At 70.2% G+C, this 17,595-nt stretch carries 15 protein-coding genes; 8 read left to right on the top strand and 7 right to left on the bottom strand.

From position 1 onward, the window contains the following. Nucleotides 1–8: 8 nt before the first annotated feature. Nucleotides 9–1,409 carry a hypothetical protein gene (locus GL325_RS10870; protein WP_187769577.1) on the bottom strand — a complete coding sequence of 467 codons (1,401 nt, stop codon included), beginning with the start codon at nucleotides 1,407–1,409 and terminating at the stop codon, nucleotides 9–11. Nucleotides 1,410–1,480: 71 nt separating this feature from the next. On the opposite strand from GL325_RS10870, the gene GL325_RS10865 reads away from it, so the two are divergent. Genes GL325_RS10865 through GL325_RS10850 form a run of 4 tightly spaced genes read left to right on the top strand, consistent with a single transcriptional unit; the run spans nucleotide 1,481 to nucleotide 4,345 of the window. Next, entirely contained in the window at nucleotides 1,481–2,452 is a 972-nt protein-coding gene (locus GL325_RS10865; RefSeq protein WP_154597408.1) for an NADPH:quinone oxidoreductase family protein, read from the top strand. A gap of 4 nt (nucleotides 2,453–2,456) precedes the next feature. After that, nucleotides 2,457–3,125 carry a histidine phosphatase family protein gene (locus tag GL325_RS10860; RefSeq protein ID WP_187769576.1) on the top strand — a complete coding sequence of 223 codons (669 nt, stop codon included), beginning with the start codon at nucleotides 2,457–2,459 and terminating at the stop codon, nucleotides 3,123–3,125. A 19-nt stretch (nucleotides 3,126–3,144) separates the two neighbouring features. After that, a complete protein-coding gene (locus GL325_RS10855; RefSeq protein ID WP_154597410.1) occupies nucleotides 3,145–3,903 on the top strand; it encodes an SDR family oxidoreductase in 759 nt (252 codons plus the stop codon). 1 nt (nucleotide 3,904) lies between these two features. After that, a complete protein-coding gene (locus tag GL325_RS10850; protein WP_187411602.1) occupies nucleotides 3,905–4,345 on the top strand; it encodes a cytidine deaminase in 441 nt (146 codons plus the stop codon). Between the two features lie 6 nt (nucleotides 4,346–4,351). Here the strand turns inward: GL325_RS10850 and GL325_RS10845 are convergent, their stop codons facing one another. Both GL325_RS10845 and GL325_RS10840 read right to left on the bottom strand, forming a co-directional pair. Next, nucleotides 4,352–5,086: a nitroreductase gene (locus GL325_RS10845; RefSeq protein ID WP_223111227.1), complete on the bottom strand. Its 735-nt coding sequence runs from the start codon at nucleotides 5,084–5,086 to the stop codon at nucleotides 4,352–4,354. After that, on the bottom strand, nucleotides 5,083–6,084 hold the full coding sequence (locus GL325_RS10840) for an NADP-dependent oxidoreductase (RefSeq protein ID WP_154597423.1): 1,002 nt from the start codon (nucleotides 6,082–6,084) through the stop codon (nucleotides 5,083–5,085). Before GL325_RS10840 ends, GL325_RS10845 begins: the two co-directional genes overlap by 4 nt. A 198-nt stretch (nucleotides 6,085–6,282) precedes the next feature. Between GL325_RS10840 and GL325_RS10835 the strand changes: the two genes are divergently transcribed. The 3 genes from GL325_RS10835 (at nucleotide 6,283) to GL325_RS10825 (ending at nucleotide 9,992) form a co-directional block, all read left to right on the top strand. Continuing rightward, complete coding sequence (locus GL325_RS10835) at nucleotides 6,283–7,239, top strand: phosphotriesterase (protein ID WP_154597424.1); 957 nt, start codon at nucleotides 6,283–6,285, stop codon at nucleotides 7,237–7,239. A 219-nt stretch (nucleotides 7,240–7,458) separates the two neighbouring features. Continuing rightward, entirely contained in the window at nucleotides 7,459–8,874 is a 1,416-nt protein-coding gene (locus GL325_RS10830; protein ID WP_154597425.1) for a DEAD/DEAH box helicase, read from the top strand. A 257-nt stretch (nucleotides 8,875–9,131) separates the two neighbouring features. Next, nucleotides 9,132–9,992 carry an alpha/beta hydrolase gene (locus GL325_RS10825; protein WP_187769575.1) on the top strand — a complete coding sequence of 287 codons (861 nt, stop codon included), beginning with the start codon at nucleotides 9,132–9,134 and terminating at the stop codon, nucleotides 9,990–9,992. Between the two features lie 139 nt (nucleotides 9,993–10,131). Here GL325_RS10825 and GL325_RS10820 read toward each other — a convergent pair whose 3' ends face one another. The 3 genes from GL325_RS10820 to GL325_RS10810 all read right to left on the bottom strand — a co-directional run bounded on the left by GL325_RS10820 (nucleotide 10,132) and on the right by GL325_RS10810 (nucleotide 13,852). Beyond that, complete coding sequence (locus tag GL325_RS10820; RefSeq protein WP_187769574.1) at nucleotides 10,132–11,115, bottom strand: homoserine O-acetyltransferase; 984 nt, start codon at nucleotides 11,113–11,115, stop codon at nucleotides 10,132–10,134. A gap of 3 nt (nucleotides 11,116–11,118) precedes the next feature. Continuing rightward, entirely contained in the window at nucleotides 11,119–12,408 is a 1,290-nt protein-coding gene (locus GL325_RS10815) for a bifunctional o-acetylhomoserine/o-acetylserine sulfhydrylase (protein WP_187769573.1), read from the bottom strand. Nucleotides 12,409–12,529: 121 nt separating this feature from the next. Next, entirely contained in the window at nucleotides 12,530–13,852 is a 1,323-nt protein-coding gene (locus GL325_RS10810; protein ID WP_187411598.1) for an ATP-dependent 6-phosphofructokinase, read from the bottom strand. A 139-nt stretch (nucleotides 13,853–13,991) separates the two neighbouring features. On the opposite strand from GL325_RS10810, the gene GL325_RS10805 reads away from it, so the two are divergent. Continuing rightward, nucleotides 13,992–15,053, top strand: a complete 1,062-nt coding sequence (locus tag GL325_RS10805) for an alpha/beta hydrolase (protein ID WP_187769572.1) — start codon at nucleotides 13,992–13,994, stop codon at nucleotides 15,051–15,053. Between the two features lies 1 nt (nucleotide 15,054). On the opposite strand, the gene GL325_RS10800 is transcribed toward GL325_RS10805, so the two are convergent. Continuing rightward, the coding region (locus GL325_RS10800; RefSeq protein WP_187769571.1) for an Ig-like domain-containing protein at nucleotides 15,055–17,595 on the bottom strand (2,541 nt) is incomplete at its 5' end.

Here is a 17,595-nt window from a genome sequence, read left to right as displayed (position 1 = left end):
GCGCGGGGTCAGGCGCGGGAACCGGCGAGTCCCAGCACCGCGGCCAGGCCCAGTGCCGAGCGCGGGTGGTAGCCCGCGGTCCACAGTCCGCCGTGCGCGGCCGCGAAGGCCTCCTCGCGCCACGGCTCGTCCGACGGCGTGCGGTCGCTGCGCAGGTCGTGGACCAGCAGGGCGGCCATCAGCACATTGCTCGTCGCCGGCTCGAAGATCTCGACGCCGAACCGGTGGGCACCGGCGTAGGCCGCGGCCAGCGCCCGGTTCTTGAGGACCGAGGCCGTCCGGGTCGCGGGTGCCACGTTGAGCGACACGGTCGCGCCCTCGGCGCGGGCGACGGCCGCGCGCCAGCGCTGGACCCGCTTGGCCAACGCGTAGTTGGGTCCCTGCTGCGGCACGAGGGAGTCGCACAGGCCGATCTCGGCCTCCGGCGGGTAGTTCCGCTGCAACAACCGGCCCCCGCTGAGGGCGCGGAAGGGCGCCCGGACGATCCGCCGGCCCGCCGAGTACGCCTCGTTGGACGTGGTGACCGCGCCCGCGGGCACGGCGAACACGTCGGTGGGGGTGGCCAGGTAGGCCAGCGCCGTGTCAGGGCGCTCGGCCAGCAGCCGCGTGGCGATCGCGTCGGCGGCCATCGACACCCGCACGTGGGTGGCGCCGTCGGCGTAGCAGTACGTGCCGAGCACGAGACGGCCGTCGAGGCTCTCGAGCCAGTGGGCCAGTTCGGGCAGGTTGTGCAGCAGGTCGGCGCCGGTCTCCTTGCCGCCGACGGGCAGCCGCACGCGACCTGCGCCCTCCCGCGCGTAGGACCGGATCCGCTGCTGGACGTCAGCACGGGGCAGGTCGACCGCGACCACGTCGGCACCCCAGCGCAGCAGGGACCGGTAAGGACCCATCTCGGCGCCGGCGCCCAGGACGACGACGGTGTCGCCCTCGAGGCGCAACCACTCGGGGTGCGCGGCGACCTCGCGGATCGCGTCGCAGAAGGTGGGCTCGACGACGCCTCGGCGCACCCAGTCGTCGAGCTGCGCGTCGAGCTCGGCCCCGGTCAGGCGCCGGCCGCGGTAGGGGATGCTCAGCTCGGTCTCCGGCTCGGCGTCACCCTGGATCTCGACCGTGCTCCACGGTGCCTCGGTCGGGGGCGCGGACACCGCCTCGGCCAGCGGGAGGTCGCCACAGAGCATCTGCTCGTTCATGCTGCGCAGTCCCTCGGAGGCGATCGTCACCGCGTCCTGCGGTGCCCCGAGCCCGGCTTCGACGAGCCGGGAGAAGTGGGTCAGGTACCCGCGCCGCCAGTTCGTCTCCTGCTCGACGGAGCGCGCGCCGACGGGGTCGACCTTGCGCAGCGCGTCGGCCACGACGTGCCGTGCGGTCGCGGTGGAGCTGTCAGTGGGGAAGCGAACTCCGGATGCCATGAACATGAGGATACCCTCATGTACGGCGAGATTGTCTAAGCAAGCGCTTAGGCATCCGCTAGGCTCACCCCATGCGAGCGATCCAGATCACATCCCTGGACGGCCCCGAAGCCGTCGAACTCGTCGAGATCGAGTCCCCGGCGCGGGCCGAAGACCAGGTCCTCATCGACGTCAAGGCCGCCGGCGTGGCCTTCCCCGAGCTGCTGCAGAGCCGCGGCCTGTACCAGCTCAAGCCACCGCTTCCCTTCGTCCCGGGCGCCGAGATCGCCGGTGTCGTCGTCGAGGCCCCGGTCGACTCCGGCTTCGCGCCCGGCGATCGCGTCGCCGCGCTGCCGATGCTGGGCGGCTTCGCCGAGCAGGTCGTCGCCGACGTGGACCTGACCTTCCCGCTGCCCGACGACGTCACGTTCGCCGAGGGTGCGTCCTTCATCTTCAACTACGGCACCGCGTACTTCGGTCTCGTCAACCGCGGCGCCCTGGCGCCCGGCGAGCGCGTGCTGGTCCACGGCGCCTCCGGTGGCATCGGCACCGCCTCGATCCAGGTCGCGAAGGCGTTCGGCGCCGGTCGCGTCATCGCCGTCACCTCGACCGACGAGAAGGGCGAGATCGCCATCGCGGCGGGCGCCGACGAGTACGTGCTCTCCGAGGGCTTCAAGGACGCCGTCAAGGCGCTCGGCGGCGTCGACATCGTCGTCGACCCGGTCGGCAACGCGCCCGAGGGCGACCGTTTCACCGACTCGCTGCGCTGCCTCAACGACGACGGCCGGATCCTGATCATCGGCTTCACGGCCGGCGCGATCCCCAAGATCGCCGCCAACCGCCTGCTGCTCAACAACCTCTCCGCCGTCGGCGTCGGCTGGGGCGCGTACGCGATGAAGCGTCCCGGGCTGATCAAGCAGCAGTGGGAGGCCATGGCCGAGCACCTGGCCTCGGGCGCGCTGCGTCCGGTCGTCGGCCAGACGTTCAGCCTCGAGCGTGCGTCGGAGGCATTGCTGACCCTCGACCGGGCTCAGGCCACCGGCAAGCTCGTCCTGGAGGTTTGAGCGCGTGGGAACCCTGCACCTGGTCCGCCATGGTCAGGCCTCCTTCGGCACCGACGACTACGACCGGCTGAGCGAGCTGGGAACGCGGCAGTCCGCCGCGCTCGGCACCTCGTGGGAGGCCGGGGGAGCCGTCTTCACCGACGCCATCGCGGGCGCGATGCTGCGGCACGCGCAGACCGCGATCGCCGCGATCGACGCGAGCGGTCTGGGTGAGGAGGACGCCGACCCCGGCCTGTCGGGCTACGACGTCGACGCACGGTGGAACGAGTACGACCACCTCGCCGTCGCGACGGCGTTCGACCCGGGCGCCCTGCAGAAGAACTCCAAGGAGTTCCAGGCCGCGCTGAACGAGGCGATCGAGGTGTGGCGCCGCGGTGAGGGCGACTTCTCCGAGCCCTACGCCGTCTTCCGCGACCGCGTCATGGCCGGGTTCGCGGAGGCGGTCGAGCTGGCGTCGCAGCGGGGCCGGCGGGTGCTGGTCTTCACGTCGGGCGGGCCCATCGCGATGGTGGTCTCGCACCTGATCACCGGTGACGACTCGGCGTTCCAGAAGCTCAACGACGTCGTCGTGAACTCCAGCGTCACCACGCTCATGGTCGGGGCCACCGGCCCGCGGGTGCTGACCTTCAACGATCATGGGCACCTGCCCGCGGCGGACGTCACCTTCCGCTGAGCGACACACGAGGAGCGACATGCGACGGAACACGCTGATCACGGGAGCCAGCTCGGGCCTGGGTGAGGGGATGGCGCGCCACCTGGCCGCCTCCGGTCACCACCTGGCCATCACGGCTCGACGCGTCGAGCGGCTCGAGGCCCTCAAGGCCGAGCTGCTCGCCGCGCACCCCGGGATCAAGGTCTCGGTGCACGCGCTCGACGTCAACGATCACGACGCGGTCTTCCGCGTCTTCGGCGAGGCCGCCGCCGAGCTCGGCGGCCTCGACCGGGTGATCGTCAACGCCGGCCTGGGCAAGGGCGGGCGCATCGGCACCGGCAAGTTCGAGGCCAACCGCGAGACCGCGATGACGAACTTCGTCGCCGCGCTGGCCCAGTGCGAGGCCGCCATGCAGCACTTCTACGAGCGCAAGACCGGCCACCTCGTCGTGATCTCGTCGATGTCCGCGATGCGCGGCATGCCGTCGTCGATGACGACGTACGCGGCCACCAAGGCCGGCGTCGCCCACATCGCCGAGGGCATCCGCTCGGACCTCATCGGCCGTTCCGGCCTCGAGATCAAGGTGACCACGCTCTACCCGGGCTACATCGCCAGCGAGATGAACGAGCAGGTCGAGCAGGAGCAGCGGCTCATGGTCGACACGAAGACCGGCACCGCCGCGATGGTGAAGTACATCGAGAAGGAGGTCGCCGAGGCCTCCGTGCCCGCGTGGCCGTGGGCTCCCATCGGCAAGGTCATGAAGCACGCGCCGTTGTCAGTCGTCCGCAAGCTGGTCTGAGGTGTCCGCGGCCCTTCCGGACTCCGCTCGTCCGCTCACCGAGGACGAGGCTGCCCTGGTCGAGCTGGCGCGCCGGACCATCGACGCGACCACCGACGCCGGACCGGACGAGGACGGCGTGCACACCATGGGTGCCGCCGTGCGCTCGAGCGACGGTCGCCTGTTCGCCGGTGTGAACCTCTACCACTTCACCGGCGGCCCGTGTGCCGAGCTGGTGGCGCTCGGCACGGCTCGTGCGGCCGGAGCCACCGAGATCACGCACGTGGTGGCGGTGGGCAACCACGGCCGGGGCGTCAAGGCCCCGTGCGGGCGCGACCGGCAGGTCATCGCCGATCTCCACCCGGCCGCGCGGGTCGTGGTGCCGACGCCCGAGGGACTCCGGAGCGTCTCGGTGCGGGACCTGCTGCCGCTGCAGTTCGACACGGCGGCCGAGCAGGCCTGAGCCGGCTCAGTCGAAGCCGACGAACCGCGCCACGTCGTCGACGGACTCGCGGGCCGAACGGACCAGGTTGGCCTGGAAGTCCGGGTCGGGGAAGCCCATCGCCACGGCGGTGAAGATGGTCTGGTCGTCGGGGATCTGCGCCTCGCGGCGGACCACGGCGCCCTGCATGATGCCCTGGCTGTTGATGACCGTGCCGAGGCCGTGCGACCACGCCGACAGCACGAGTGCGTGCACGACTGCGCCGAGGTCGAAGTGCGCGACCGGCCCGATCGGCTCGAGGCTGCGGTCGAACGCCACGACGATCGAGACCGGCGCGTCGAACTGACGGAACCCGCGCATCGTCCAGTCGAGGCGCCCGTCGGTGTCGTCGCGCGCAATGCCCATGGCGGCGAACAACCGCTTGGCGATGTCGACCTGGCGCTCGCGGTGGACGCCCTCGTACTTCTCGGACACCGTGATCTCGCGCTGGATCGGGGCACCACTGAGCATCAGCCGCGAGTTCTCGGCGCGGATGCGGTCCAGGACGTCGCCGGTCAGCACGTGCAGCTTCCACGGCTGGGTGTTCATCGACGAGGGGGCCAAGATGGCGTCGGCCAGGACGTCGCGAATCAGCTCCTGCGGGACCGGGTCGGGCCGGTAGCCGCGGATGCTGCGCCGCCCCCGGAGGAGGTCGCGCAGCGACGCGCGATCCCCCTCGCCGAGGGCGTGCAGCTCCTGCGGAGCCAGGTCGTGCGTGGTCACGCGATCTTCAGGACGAGCTTGCCGGTGTTGCGGCCCTCGAACAGGCCCAGCAGGGTGCGGCCGAACTCCTCGACCCCGCCCTCGACGACCGTCTCGCGCGCGACGAGCTGGCCGGACGAGATCAGCTCGGACATGTCGGCGATGGCCGCGGCGTCCTTCTCGGGGTAGTCGAAGACCAGGAAGCCCTGCATCTTCGCGCGGAAGACCAGCAGCGACATGTAGCGCTTGGGGCCCGGCGCCAGCTGCTCGTCGTTGTAGGTCGAGATCGCGCCGCAGATGATGACGCGGGCGCCGCGGCGCAGGTTGGCCAGCGCGGCGTCGAGGATGTCGCCGCCGACGTTGTCGAAGTAGACGTCGATGCCCTTCGGCGCGACGGCACGCAGGCGCTTGAGCACGTTCTCGTTCTTGTAGTCGATGACCTCGTCGAAGCCGATCTCCTTGAGCCAGGCGCACTTCTCGGGGCCGCCGGCGATGCCGATCACGGTGCAGCCCTTGGCCTTGGCCAGCTGGCCGGCGACGCTGCCGACGGCTCCGGCGGCAGCGGAGATCACGACCGTGTCACCGGCCTTCATCTCGCCGACCTCGTGCAGACCGTGGTACGCCGTGAGGCCGGGCATGCCGAGGGCGCCGAGCCAGGTGGCCGGGCCCGCGACGGAGGTGTCGATCTTCTGGACGCCCTCGCCGTCGGTGACCGCGTACTGGGTGACGCCGAAGTTGCCCGTGACGGCGTCGCCGACGGCGAAGTCGGGGTGGTTCGACTCGACGACCGTGCCGGTGGCGGCGGCGCGCATGACCTCACCGATCTGGACCGGCGGCAGGTACGAGCGAACGTCGTTGAGCCAGCCGCGCATCGCGGGATCGAGCGAGATGTGGTCGACCTTCACGAGGAACTCGCCGTCGCCGGGGGCGGGCAGGTCGACGGTCTCGCTGGCCCAGGTGCTGTCATCGGGGAGGCCGGAGGGTCGCTGGGCGAGGGTGATGCGCTCGGTGGTGGTCATGCTTCACGACCGTACTGGTTGGAGTCGACGCGGGACATGGTTGCGATGTCGGCGGGGGAGACGGGCGATTCCAGGGCGGATCGGGCGCTCACGGGGATTCCTCTCGGAAGACAGTTGAATTCGGACTCAGGTTCAGTACTGTAGGGATCCTATGATGTGACACAAAGCACATCAAGAGCGAAGATCCAAGGAGTGCGCATGGCGACCGTCCAGACCGTCAAAGGCCCGATCGACAGCAGCGATCTGGGACGGACCCTCGTCCACGAGCACGTCTTCGTGTTGGGCGAGGAGTACCGACTGAACTACGAGGACTGGGACGAGGATCAGAAGGTCGCCGACGCGGTCCGCGACCTCAACGACCTCAAGGCAGCCGGGATCGACACGATCTTCGACCCGACCGTCCTGGGCCTGGGCCGGTACATCCCGCGCATCCAGAAGGTCGCGGCGCAGACCGACCTGAACATCGTGGTGGCCACCGGTCTCTACACGTACAACGACGTCCCGCACCAGTTCGAGCACCGGGGCCCGGGCCTGCTGTTCGACCAGCCCGAGCCGCTGGTCGAGATGTTCCTCAAGGACATCAACGAGGGCATCGCCGACACCGGCGTGAAGGCCGCCTTCCTCAAGTGCGTCATCGAGGAGCCGGGCCTGACGCCGGGCGTCGAGCGCGTCATGCGTGCCGTGGGCCAGACCAGCTCGCAGACCGGCGCGCCCGTCACCGTCCACACCAACCCGCACACCCGCTCGGGCCTCGTGGCGCAGAAGGTCCTCGGCGAGGAGGGCGTCGATCCGGCGAAGATCGTGTTGGGTCACTCCGGTGACTCCGACGACATCGACTACCTCAGCGAGCTGGCCGAGAACGGCTCCCTGCTGGGCATGGACCGGTTCGGCCTGGACGTCTACCTGAGCACCGAGAAGCGCGTCGACACGATCGTCGAGCTGGTGCGCCGTGGGTACGTCGAGAAGATCACGCTGGCCCACGACGCCTCGTGCTTCATCGACTACTTCGACCCGAAGGCCAAGGCGGAGGTCCAGCCGAACTGGAACTTCCGCCACATCCCCGACGACGTGCTGCCGATGCTGCTGGAGAAGGGCGTCAGCGAGGACGACATCGACACGATGCTGGTGAAGAACCCGCGCCGATACTTCGAGTGATCCTCCCACTCGAACCTGGAGGACCCCGGCCCCGGCCGGGGTCCTTCGGCGTCCGGGGAGGGCGACGAGTCGGGGCTCACGTCGGCACGATGAGGCCGTCGCCGCGTGCGGCTGCTAGGGTCGAAAGGTGAACGCGCCTTTCGAGCGCTGTTCCGGCCCGACGATGTTGCGCGGAGAATCGCGCCCCTGGCAAGCGGGCACATCATCGATTGAGACCCCTTGACCCTGATTGACAGCAGCCCTGTGCTGCCCACGTTCAACGACTTCAACCTCGCCGACGGCCTCGTGCGCAAGCTCGCCATGCAGGACATCGTCAACCCGAGCCCCATCCAGCAGGCCGTCATCCCGGCCGCGCTCGAGGGCCGCAACGTCCTCGGCCGCGCCCGCACCGGATCGGGCAAGACGCTCGCGTTCGGCCTGCCGGTCCTGGCTCGCCTCGCCGGTGGCACCAGCCGCCCCAAGGCGCCCCGCGCGCTGATCCTGCTGCCCACCCGCGAGCTGGCCATCCAGGTGCACACCGCCCTGCTGCCGCTCGTGCAGAAGCTCGGCCTGAAGCACACCACCGTCTACGGCGGCGTGCCGATCAACAAGCAGATCAACGCCATGAAGGGCGGCGTCGACCTGGTCATCGCGACTCCCGGTCGCCTGACCGACCTGCTCGACCGTCGCTGCATGACGCTCGACGCCATCGAGATCACCGTCCTCGACGAGGCCGACCATCTGTGCGACCTCGGTTTCTTCAAGCCGATCGACGCGCTGCTCTCGCGCACCCCCGCGGGCAGCCAGCGCCTGCTGCTGTCGGCCACGCTCGACGGCGACGTCGACAAGCTCGTGAAGCGGCACCTGCCGCAGCACGCGCTGTTCGAGGTGGACTCCACCGACGACAACGTCGAGACGATGGAGCACCACGTGCTCGTCACCGAGGCGACCGACAAGACCCGCGCGGCCTACGAGCTGCTGAGCGCCAACCCGCGCAGCATCGTGTTCACCCGCACCCGTCGTGGCGCGACGCGCCTGGCCAAGCAGCTGAGCATGAAGGGCGTCACCGCCGTCGACATGCACGGCGATCTCTCGCAGCGTCACCGTGAGCGCAACCTGGCGCAGTTCAGCCGGGGCGACGCGTCCGTCATCGTCGCGACCGATGTCGCCGCGCGTGGCATCCACGTCGACGGCATCGGCCTGGTCGTGCACTACGACGCCCCCGCCGAGCACAAGGCGTACCTGCACCGCTCGGGCCGCACCGCCCGCGCGGGCGAGTCCGGATCCGTCGTCACGATGACGACGCCCGCCGACCTGCGCGACGTCATGATGCTGCAGCGCAAGGCGGGCGTCACCGCTCGTCACCACAACGCCTCGTCGGCTCCGTCGCCGATGACGGCCGAGTCGCTCTCGACCGCCGGCACCGAGGCGCCCGAGATGGCCTCCGACTCCCGCTCGCGTGGCGGCAGCCAGGGTGGCCGTGGCGGTCAGAGCCGCGGTGGCCAGGGTGGTCGTGGCGGTCAGAGCCGTGGCGGCTCGGGTCGCGGCGGCCAGGGCCGCGGTGGACCCGGCGGTCGCCCGCAGGGCTCGCGCACGCCCGGTCGTCGCCGTGACGGTGCGCCCACCAGCGCCCCGACCAGCGCGCGGAGCAACTGACTCCCAGCACGACATCCCACGAGGGCCCCGGCACACGCCGGGGCCCTCGTGGCGTCCGCGCTCGTCGTTGTCTCGTGATGTGGCACAGGTCACAGCAGGCCCTTGACATTGCCTCGCGCCCGTCTGCATGGTGAGTTCACCAACTATGTGCACCTATGGTGCAGATATCTTGGATCGGCCCGTCATCGGGGGGCAAGCCACGTGTTTGAGACGAGCTCGTCCCGTCGGTTCGATCCAGACCGTCAAAGGAGACGAGCATGAAACTGTCCAGACTGATCGCGATGGCGTTCGCCAGCGCGGCACTCACCGTGGGTGCGGCAACCCAGCCGGTCGCGGCGGCCGACAACCCGTACGAGCGCGGTCCGAACCCGTCCAACAGCAGCATCGAGGCGTCGCGCGGCCCCTTCGCGGTGAGCACGAAGACGATCTCGTCGTTGTCGGCCCGTGGTTTCGGTGGCGGCACGATCTACTACCCGACCTCCACGGCGGAGGGCACCTTCGGTGTCGTCGCGATCTCGCCGGGGTACACCGCGGGGCAGTCCACGATCTCGTGGCTCGGTCCGCGCATCGCCTCGCAGGGGTTCGTCGTCATCACGATCGACACGAACAGCCGGTTCGACCAGCCAGGCTCGCGCGGCAACCAGTTGCTCGCGGCGCTGGACCAGACGATCGCCGACACGACGGTCCGTAACCGGGTCGACGCCTCGCGGCAGGCCGTGATGGGCCACTCGATGGGTGGTGGCGGCACGCTCGAGGCCGCCAAGTCGCGTCGCTCGCTCGAGGCGACGGTCGGGCTGACCCCGTGGAACCTCGACAAGTCGTGGCCTGAGGTCGAGGCCGCCTCGCTCGAGATCGGTGCCCAGAACGACTCGATCGCGTCCCCCGGATCGCACGCGATCCCGTTCTACAACTCCCTGACGAACGCCGAACGGCGTGGATACCTGGAGCTGCGGGGTGCCAGCCACTTCGCACCGAACACCAGCAACACGACGATCGCGAAGTACTCGATCGCCTGGCTCAAGCGCTACGTCGATGACGACACCCGCTACGAGCAGTTCATCTCGCCCGGTCCCAGCCCGTCGCTGACGAACGGCATCTCGGACTACCGCATCGACTGACACAGGACGTCGGGGCCGGCCTTGGGGGCCGGCCCCGACGTGTGTCCGCCCGCGGTGGGGTCAGGAGGAGCGCAGCTCCTCGTACAGATCCGGGTTCTTCAGGCTGGATCGGCGCGACTCGCGCCCGGACCGGAGGGGGTCAGTGCAGCAGGAGGTCGTGGGCGAGCGCGCCGACCTGCTCGTGCTCGATGAGGAACCCGTCGTGGCCGTGCGGCGAGTTGACCACGGCCAGCGGCTCGGCGGTCGGAATCAGGTCGGCCAGCTCCTGCTGCTGGTACGGCGGGTACAGCCGATCGGAGTCGATCGCCGCCACGACGGTGCGCGCGGTGACCCGGCCCAGGGCGGCCGCGAGCCCGCCCCGGCCGCGACCGACGTCATGGCTGTTCATGGCGTCACCGAGGGCGATGTACGACCAGGCGTCGAAGCGCTTGACCAGCTTCTCGCCGTGGTGCTGCAGGTACGACTGGACGGCGAACCGGCCGTCGGGCTGGATCTCGCGACCGAACCGCTCGGCCAGTTCGGCCTCGCTGCGGTACGTGGTGTGGGCGATCCGGCGTGCCAACTCGAGCCCGGCCACCGGTCCGGCGGCGCGGATGATGTCGGCCTGGGTCGTCGTCCAGGCGATCTGCTCGGCCGAGGCGTAGGCCGAGGACGCCAGCAGGAACAGCCGCTGCACCCGCTCGGGGTACATGACCGCCCATTCGACGGCCCGCATGCCGCCGGCCGAGCCGCCGATCACGGCGTGCCAACGGTCGATGCCCAGGTGGTCGGCGAGCATCGCCTCGGCGGCGACCTGGTCGCGGACGGTGACGGCGGGGAACCGGTTGCCCCAGACGCGGCCGTCGGGGCCCTCGGACGCAGGTCCGGTGGTGCCCTTGCAGCCGCCCAGGATGTTGGCCGCGACGACGAAGAAGCGGTCGGTGTCGACGCCCAGGCCCGGACCCACGACCTGGTTCCACCAGCCGTCCGGGCCGGCCACGATCGAGTCGCCGGTCAGCGCGTGCAGGACGAGGACGGCGTTGTCGCCGGTGAACTCACCCCACGTGTCGTACGCGACCTCCAAACGTGGGAGGACCTCACCCCCTTCGAGGGTGAGGTCTCCCAGTGGCTGGATCGTGCTCACGGACTACTTCGCCGCGCGGAAGCCGGCGTCCAGGTCGGCGAGGATGTCGTCGATCCCCTCGATGCCGATCGCCAGACGGACCAGGCCCGGGGTGACGCCGGTGGCGGCGTGCTCCTCGGGCGTGCCCTGCGAGTGGGTCGTGCTGGCCGGGTGGATCGCCAGCGAGCGGACGTCGCCGATGTTCGCGACGTGACTGAACAGCTCGAGGGCGTCGATGAAGCGACGGCCCGCGTCGATGCCGCCGGGCAGCTCGAACGTGAGCACGGCGCCGGAGCCGCGCGGCGTGTACTTGTCGGCCAGCTCCTTGTACGGGTTGCCGTCCAGGGAGGCCCAGGTCACCTTGGCGACGTCCTCGCGGGCCTGCAGCCACTCGGCGACCTTGCGGGTGTTCTCGATGTGGCGCTCGATGCGCAGGCTCAGGGTCTCGAGGCCCTGAGCGATGAGGAACGCGTTGAACGGGGCGACGGCCGGGCCCACGTTGCGCAGGTACTGCACGCGGAGCTTGGTGATGTACGCGGCCGGGCCGAGGGCGTCGGCGAACACGAGGCCGTGGTAGCTGGCGTCGGGCGTCGTGAAGCCGGGGAACTTGTCACCGTACGCGGCGTAGTCGAACGTCCCGCCGTCGATGACGACGCCGGCGATCGCGGTGCCGTGGCCGCCGATGTACTTCGTGGCCGAGTGCACGACCGTGTCGGCGCCGTGCTTGAGCGGGTTGAGCAGGTACGGCGTCGCGACGGTGTTGTCGACGATGAACGGGACGCCGACCTCCTTCGCGACCGCGCCGATGGCCTCGAGGTCGAGGATGTCGCCCTTGGGGTTGCCGATGGTCTCGCCGAAGAACACCTTCGTGTTGTCCCGGACGGCGGCGCGCCACGCATCGGGGTTGTTGTTGTCCTCGACGAACGACACCTCGATGCCGAGCTTCGGGAACGTGTGGCGCAGCAGCGAGTCGGTGCCGCCGTAGAGGCTGGCCGAGGCCACGATGTGGTCGCCCGCCTCGGCGACGTTCGTGAGCGCGCCGGTCGTGGCGGCCTGGCCCGAGGCCACGAGCAGTGCGCCGACGCCGCCCTCGAGGGCCGCGAGGCGCTCCTCGACGACGCCCTGGGTCGGGTTCATGATGCGCGTGTAGATGTTGCCCGGCTCGGCCAGTCCGAAGAGGTCGGCAGCGTGCTGGGTGTCGCGGAACTGGTACGAGGTGGTCTGGTAGATCGGCAGCGCGCGCGCACCCGTGGTGGGGTCGGGCGTCTGGCCGGCATGGATCTGCTTGGTCTCGAACGACCAGTTCTCGCTCATACGTGCTCCTTCGGCGTCGGGGTGACAGGTCGAGCCTGTCACCCTTCGCCTCAGTCTTCTGGGTGTCTCACCATGTGGGAACGGTGTCCACCCCTCAAGCTCGACGCTCAGGCTGCGTCGATCACGACATGTCGAACGGCTGGGCCGTGGACTCGAGCACCGACAGCCACAGGTCACCGTCGGGGTTGACGTTCTGGGTGTTCTTGACGACCACCGAGATCGGCACGTGGGCGAAGCGGTGCCGCGGTCGTCCGATCACCATGTCGGTGCGCCCGGCCATGGCCGCGTGGACGGCCGCCTGCGCCAGCCGGGTGCAGTAGACCGAGTCGGCGGCGTCGGCGGGGACCGAGCGGATCATGTAGCCCGGGTCGAAGTAGCGCAGCGTGAGCGGCTCGTCGTGGTCCTTGAACTCGCGGGCGATCTGGGCGCGCAGGAACCCGGCGAAGTCGCCCAGGATCGGGTTGCCGCTGGCGTCCTTGCGCCGACTGGCCGGCACCAGGTCCTGGCCCGCGCCCTCGGCCAGCACGATGACGGCGCTGCCGCGCTCCTTGACGCGCTTGCGCAGGGACGCGAGCAGCCCGTTCTCGCCCGAGAGACTGAAGGGCACCTCGGGGATCAGCACGAAGTCCGCATCGTGGTTGGCCAGCGCCGAGTAGCAGGCGATGAACCCGGCGGCGCGACCCATGACCTTGACGACGCCGACGCCACCGATGGCCGCCTCGACCTCGACGCGCGCGCCCTTGATGGACTCGGCCGCCTTGGCGTACGCGGTCTGGAAACCGAAGCTCGTGCCGATCAGCGGGATGTCGTTGTCGATCGTCTTGGGGACGCCCACGACGGCGATGTCGAGCTCGCGGTCGAGCGCCTCCTCCGCGATCGCGTGGGCCCCGCGCATCGAGCCGTCACCGCCGATGACGAAGAGGATGTCGATCTGGCGGTGGACCAGGTTGTCGACGATCTGCGGAACGCTCTGGCCGCCGCGCGACGAGCCCAGCACCGTGCCGCCGCGATCGGTGATCGTGTCGACGAAGGCGGGAGTCAGCGTGATCGGGTCCGGAGCCTTGCCGGGCACGAGACCCGCGTAGCCGTTCCTGAACCCGGTGATGTCGGTGACGCCGTAGTGCTCGAACAGCTCCAGCACGATGGCCCGGATGACGTCGTTGAGGCCGGGGCACAGGCCGCCGCACGTGACGATGCCGACCTTGGTCTTCTTGGGATCGAAGAAGATCTTGCGGCGCGGACCGCCCGGCTCGAACGAGGGGACCTCGGTCAAGGGCGTGTCACCCCGGGCCGCCAGCAGCGAGATCGTGTCGTCGATGAGGACGCGATCGGTCTCGGCGACGTAGTACGTGTTGGTGGTGCGGTTCGCGACATACTCGGACAGCGGCGAGTCGTACCGGCACTCGCCGAGAGTGCGGACCTGTAGTTCCTCGAGCGTCACCACGCCCTCAGGCTATCGGAGCCGCCGGGTTCGCACGTGCCTCGTGTGATCGGGCCGCTCGTCCAGGGCGTCCCACGGTGCCCCGCCGTACAGTGAAGTGGTGGCTCCTCGCTCGCATTCCGGCTCAGGACGACGTCGTCCGATGCGTGCCGTGCACACCGCGGCGACGCTCCACGACGACCCCACGCCGCTGGCCCGGATGGTGGATCGCGGCGCCCGGATGACGGTCAAGCCGCTGCTGCGCCTGGCGCCCGTGCACGAGCGCACGTTCCGCCGGCTCCAGCGGTTCTCGGCGGCGGTCAATCGCGGCGGGTCGCCCGACATCACGGCCGAGGTCGGCCCGATCGGCGGCGTGCCGGGGGAGGTGCTGACCCCCGGCGACGGCCCCACGACCGGCCTGCACCTGCTCTACCTGCACGGCGGCGGCTTCTTCACCGGCAGCATCCACTCGTACCGCTCGATGCTCGAGGAGATCGTGCGCGTCACCGGCGGGACGATCTACGCCATCGACTACCGCCAGCTGCCCGACCATCCCGTCGCCGACTCCGTGCAGGACGCGATCAGCGCCTACGAGGACGTGGTCCGACGGGCGGGGAATCCCGAGAAGGTCGTCGTCGCAGGCGACTCCGCCGGCGGGTACCTGACGATGAAGGTCGCCGAGCTGGCCCGCCGTCGAGGCCTCCCCGCGCCGGCCGCGCTGATCGCCTTCTCGCCGCTGTTGAGCCTCGAGCCCGACCGCCAGGACAAGAACGTGCTGCGGGTGGACAAGGTCCGGGAGGCGATCCTCCCCATCGCGCGGGTGGCCGCGCTGCGCCGGCTGTGGCTGCAGGACGACGCGATCATCGAGGGCTTCGCCGACCCGCTGCACGCGACCGCCTACATCACCTCGCCCACCCATCTGGTGGCCGTCGAGGACGAGTTCCTGCGCCCCGAGGTCGAGGCGTTCGCGCTGCTGCTCGACGACAAGGGCGTCGAGGTCGACGTGCACCTGTGGCGGGGTCAGTTGCACGCGTTCCCGATCATGGCCGGATACCTGCCCGACGCCGATCTCGCGATCGAGCTGGCCGCCGAGTTCGCGCTCACCCACATCGGCGAGCCCCCGGCCGTCGAGATCGACGACACGGGGGCCCGTTCCGAGCAGCTCGAGGGGGAGTTGGCGGCCGAGCCCACCCCCGAACGTCAGCGCTTCTTCCAGAGGCGGTAGGTCAGCCGGTGACCTTCACCTTGATGACGTGCAGCTTGCCGTTCTGCGTGTAGCCGAGGTTCCACGCGCGGATCCAGCTCGTCGACATCGACATGCGCACGCCGAGCGCCCACGTCTTCTTGCCGGCCTTCTTGAACGGGACCGAGCCGCGGTGCGGCGTGCCCGGGGCCGGGGTGGCGTAGACGTAGTACGGGCGGGCGCCCTTCACGACGAGGGTGTACGTCTCGCCGCTCTTCACCCGATAGGTGTCACCGACCTTCTTCGCCCCACGGATCGTGGCGTCCGCCAGGCGGTATGCGACACGCTTCGTCCGGACGTTGCCGGCCACGTCGGTCGCCTTCGCCGTGACGACGACCTTGTTGCCCTTGCGCTTGCTGCGGATCTTGCAGGCCTGGACGCCCGAGTGGGAGTCCTTGGCGACGCAGGTCGGCTTCGGGGGGTCGAAGTAGCTGCGGCCTGCCTTGACGCCCTTGATGGCGACGCGGGGCTTGGTTCGGTCGACCTTGAACGCGGCGGTGACGGTGGCGATGCCTCCGTCGGTCGTGTGGATGGTGCGGGTGACGCTGCCGGCACCCTGCCTGATGACGGTGACGGGCGGGGGACACGCCGCGACGAGCTCGGCGCTCTTCGTCTCGCAGGTGAACGTGACGGTGACCGGCGTGCGGTGCCAGCCGTTTCGTGCCTTCGTGGTCGAGCCGACCCGGGCTGTGATGACGGGGTTGGTGCGCGCCGTCGAGGTCACCGACGCGGTGAACTCGGTGCTGCCGACGTACTGGGCCGAGACCGCGAAGTCCTGTCCGTCCGGAGTCGTGCGGGCGAGTGTGGCGACGCCATTGGTCAGGGCGGCGGTGCCGACCTTCGTACCGTCGACGAAGAAGTCCACGTCGCCGGTCGGGGTGCCGACGCCGGGGGCGACGACCTCGACGGTGGCGGTCAGCTCGCTCGGCGTGACCTTGACCGTGGTGGTGGTGGTCGCGGCCGACACCGTCACTGACGCAGAGTCCGAGCTGCGTGCATAGACGTAGTTCTCCTCGGGCGACCAGGTCGCCTCGACCTGGTGGGCGCCGACGCCGAGCTCGAGCGGCAGCGAGGCGCGGCCGTCGCTGTCGTAGGTGACGTGGTCGACGATGTCGCCGTCGACCCGGAACTCCACGACGCCGCCGGCGTCGTCCAGCGAGCCGCCGGTCGTGGCGAGCTGCGCCGTCGCGGTGGGGACCTGGCCGAAGACCGGGTTGGCTGGCGTGAACGTCAGGTCGACCGACGTCGCGAACGCGTTGACCTCGATCTCCTGCTCGACCGGGTCGGCCGGGAAGTGACTCGAGGAGCCGACCTGGTTCGCCACGACGATGCAGTCACCGCCGTGGAACGTCACGGTCGAACCGCTGACGGTGCACCGATCCGTGTTCTTCGAGCTGAAGGTGACCGGGTTGCCGGAGCCGCCGCCGGTTGCGGTCACCGTGTACGTGTCGCCGGGGTACGCGTCGGTCGGCGGGGTCGAGGTGAACGTGATGTCCTGGGACTGCTTCTCCAGCACGGTCAGTGTCGCCGAGTCCGTGGAGCCGGCGTACGTCGCCGAGGCGGTGGGGACGTAGGTCGCGGCGACCTCGTTGTCGCCGATCTCGCCGGTCAGCTCGGGGCTGACCGCGCGTCCGTCGGTGTCGATCTCGACCGGGTCGCCGACGTCGGTGCCCTCGACCGCGAACTGCACGGCGCCACCGGCGGCGCTCAGCGAGCCGGCAGCGACCGTGACCTGCGCCGTGGCCGTCGTGGTCTGCTCCTCATGGATCGTGTCGGAGCCGAGCGAGAGCGACAGGGTGCTCGCGATCTTCGTGACGGTGATGCTCTGGGTGGCCGACCCCGCGGCGTGCAGGCTGTCGCCGGCTTGGGCGGCCTTGACGGTGCAGGTGCCGACGCCGGTGAAGGTGACGGTGCTGCCGCTGACGGTGCATGCATCCGGGGTCGTCGAGGAGAACGTGACCGGGTTGCCCGAGCTGCCTCCGGTCGCGGTCACCGTGTACGTGTCGCCGGGGTACGCGTCGGTCGGCGGGGTCGAGGTGAACGTGATGTCCTGGGACTGCTTCTCCAGCACGGTCAGTGTCGCCGAGTCCGTGGAGCCGGCGTACGTCGCCGAGGCGGTGGGGACGTAGGTCGCGGCGACCTCGTTGTCGCCGATCTCGCCGGTCAGCTCGGGGCTGACCGCGCGTCCGTCGGTGTCGATCTCGACCGGGTCGCCGACGTCGGTGCCCTCGACCGCGAACTGCACGGCGCCACCGGCGGCGCTCAGCGAGCCGGCAGCGACCGTGACCTGCGCCGTGGCCGTCGTGGTCTGCTCCTCATGGATCGTGTCGGAGCCGAGCGAGAGCGACAGGGTGCTCGCGATCTTCGTGACGGTGATGCTCTGGGTGGCCGACCCCGCGGCGTGCAGGCTGTCGCCGGCTTGGGCGGCCTTGACGGTGCAGGTGCCGACGCCGGTGAAGGTGACGGTGCTGCCGCTGACGGTGCATGCATCCGGGGTCGTCGAGGAGAACGTGACCGGGTTGCC

It is taken from the genome of Aeromicrobium sp. 636 (assembly GCF_024433585.1).
GTDB lineage: Bacteria > Actinomycetota > Actinomycetes > Propionibacteriales > Nocardioidaceae > Aeromicrobium > Aeromicrobium senzhongii.
The sequence above is the reverse complement of the archived record's forward strand: the minus strand, read 5'-3'. Positions and strand labels throughout refer to the sequence as shown.

Excerpts from the sequence above, each read along its gene's own strand:
- GL325_RS10870 (WP_187769577.1), bottom strand. The coding sequence starts at position 1,409 with ATGGCATCCGGAGTTCGCTTCCCCACTGACAGCTCCACCGCGACCGCA.
- GL325_RS10865 (WP_154597408.1), top strand. The coding sequence starts at position 1,481 with ATGCGAGCGATCCAGATCACATCCCTGGACGGCCCCGAAGCCGTCGAA.
- GL325_RS10855 (WP_154597410.1), top strand. The coding sequence starts at position 3,145 with ATGCGACGGAACACGCTGATCACGGGAGCCAGCTCGGGCCTGGGTGAG.
- GL325_RS10840 (WP_154597423.1), bottom strand. The coding sequence starts at position 6,084 with ATGACCACCACCGAGCGCATCACCCTCGCCCAGCGACCCTCCGGCCTC.
- GL325_RS10835 (WP_154597424.1), top strand. The coding sequence starts at position 6,283 with ATGGCGACCGTCCAGACCGTCAAAGGCCCGATCGACAGCAGCGATCTG.
- GL325_RS10825 (WP_187769575.1), top strand. The coding sequence starts at position 9,132 with ATGAAACTGTCCAGACTGATCGCGATGGCGTTCGCCAGCGCGGCACTC.
- GL325_RS10815 (WP_187769573.1), bottom strand. The coding sequence starts at position 12,408 with ATGAGCGAGAACTGGTCGTTCGAGACCAAGCAGATCCATGCCGGCCAG.
- GL325_RS10805 (WP_187769572.1), top strand. The coding sequence starts at position 13,992 with ATGCGTGCCGTGCACACCGCGGCGACGCTCCACGACGACCCCACGCCG.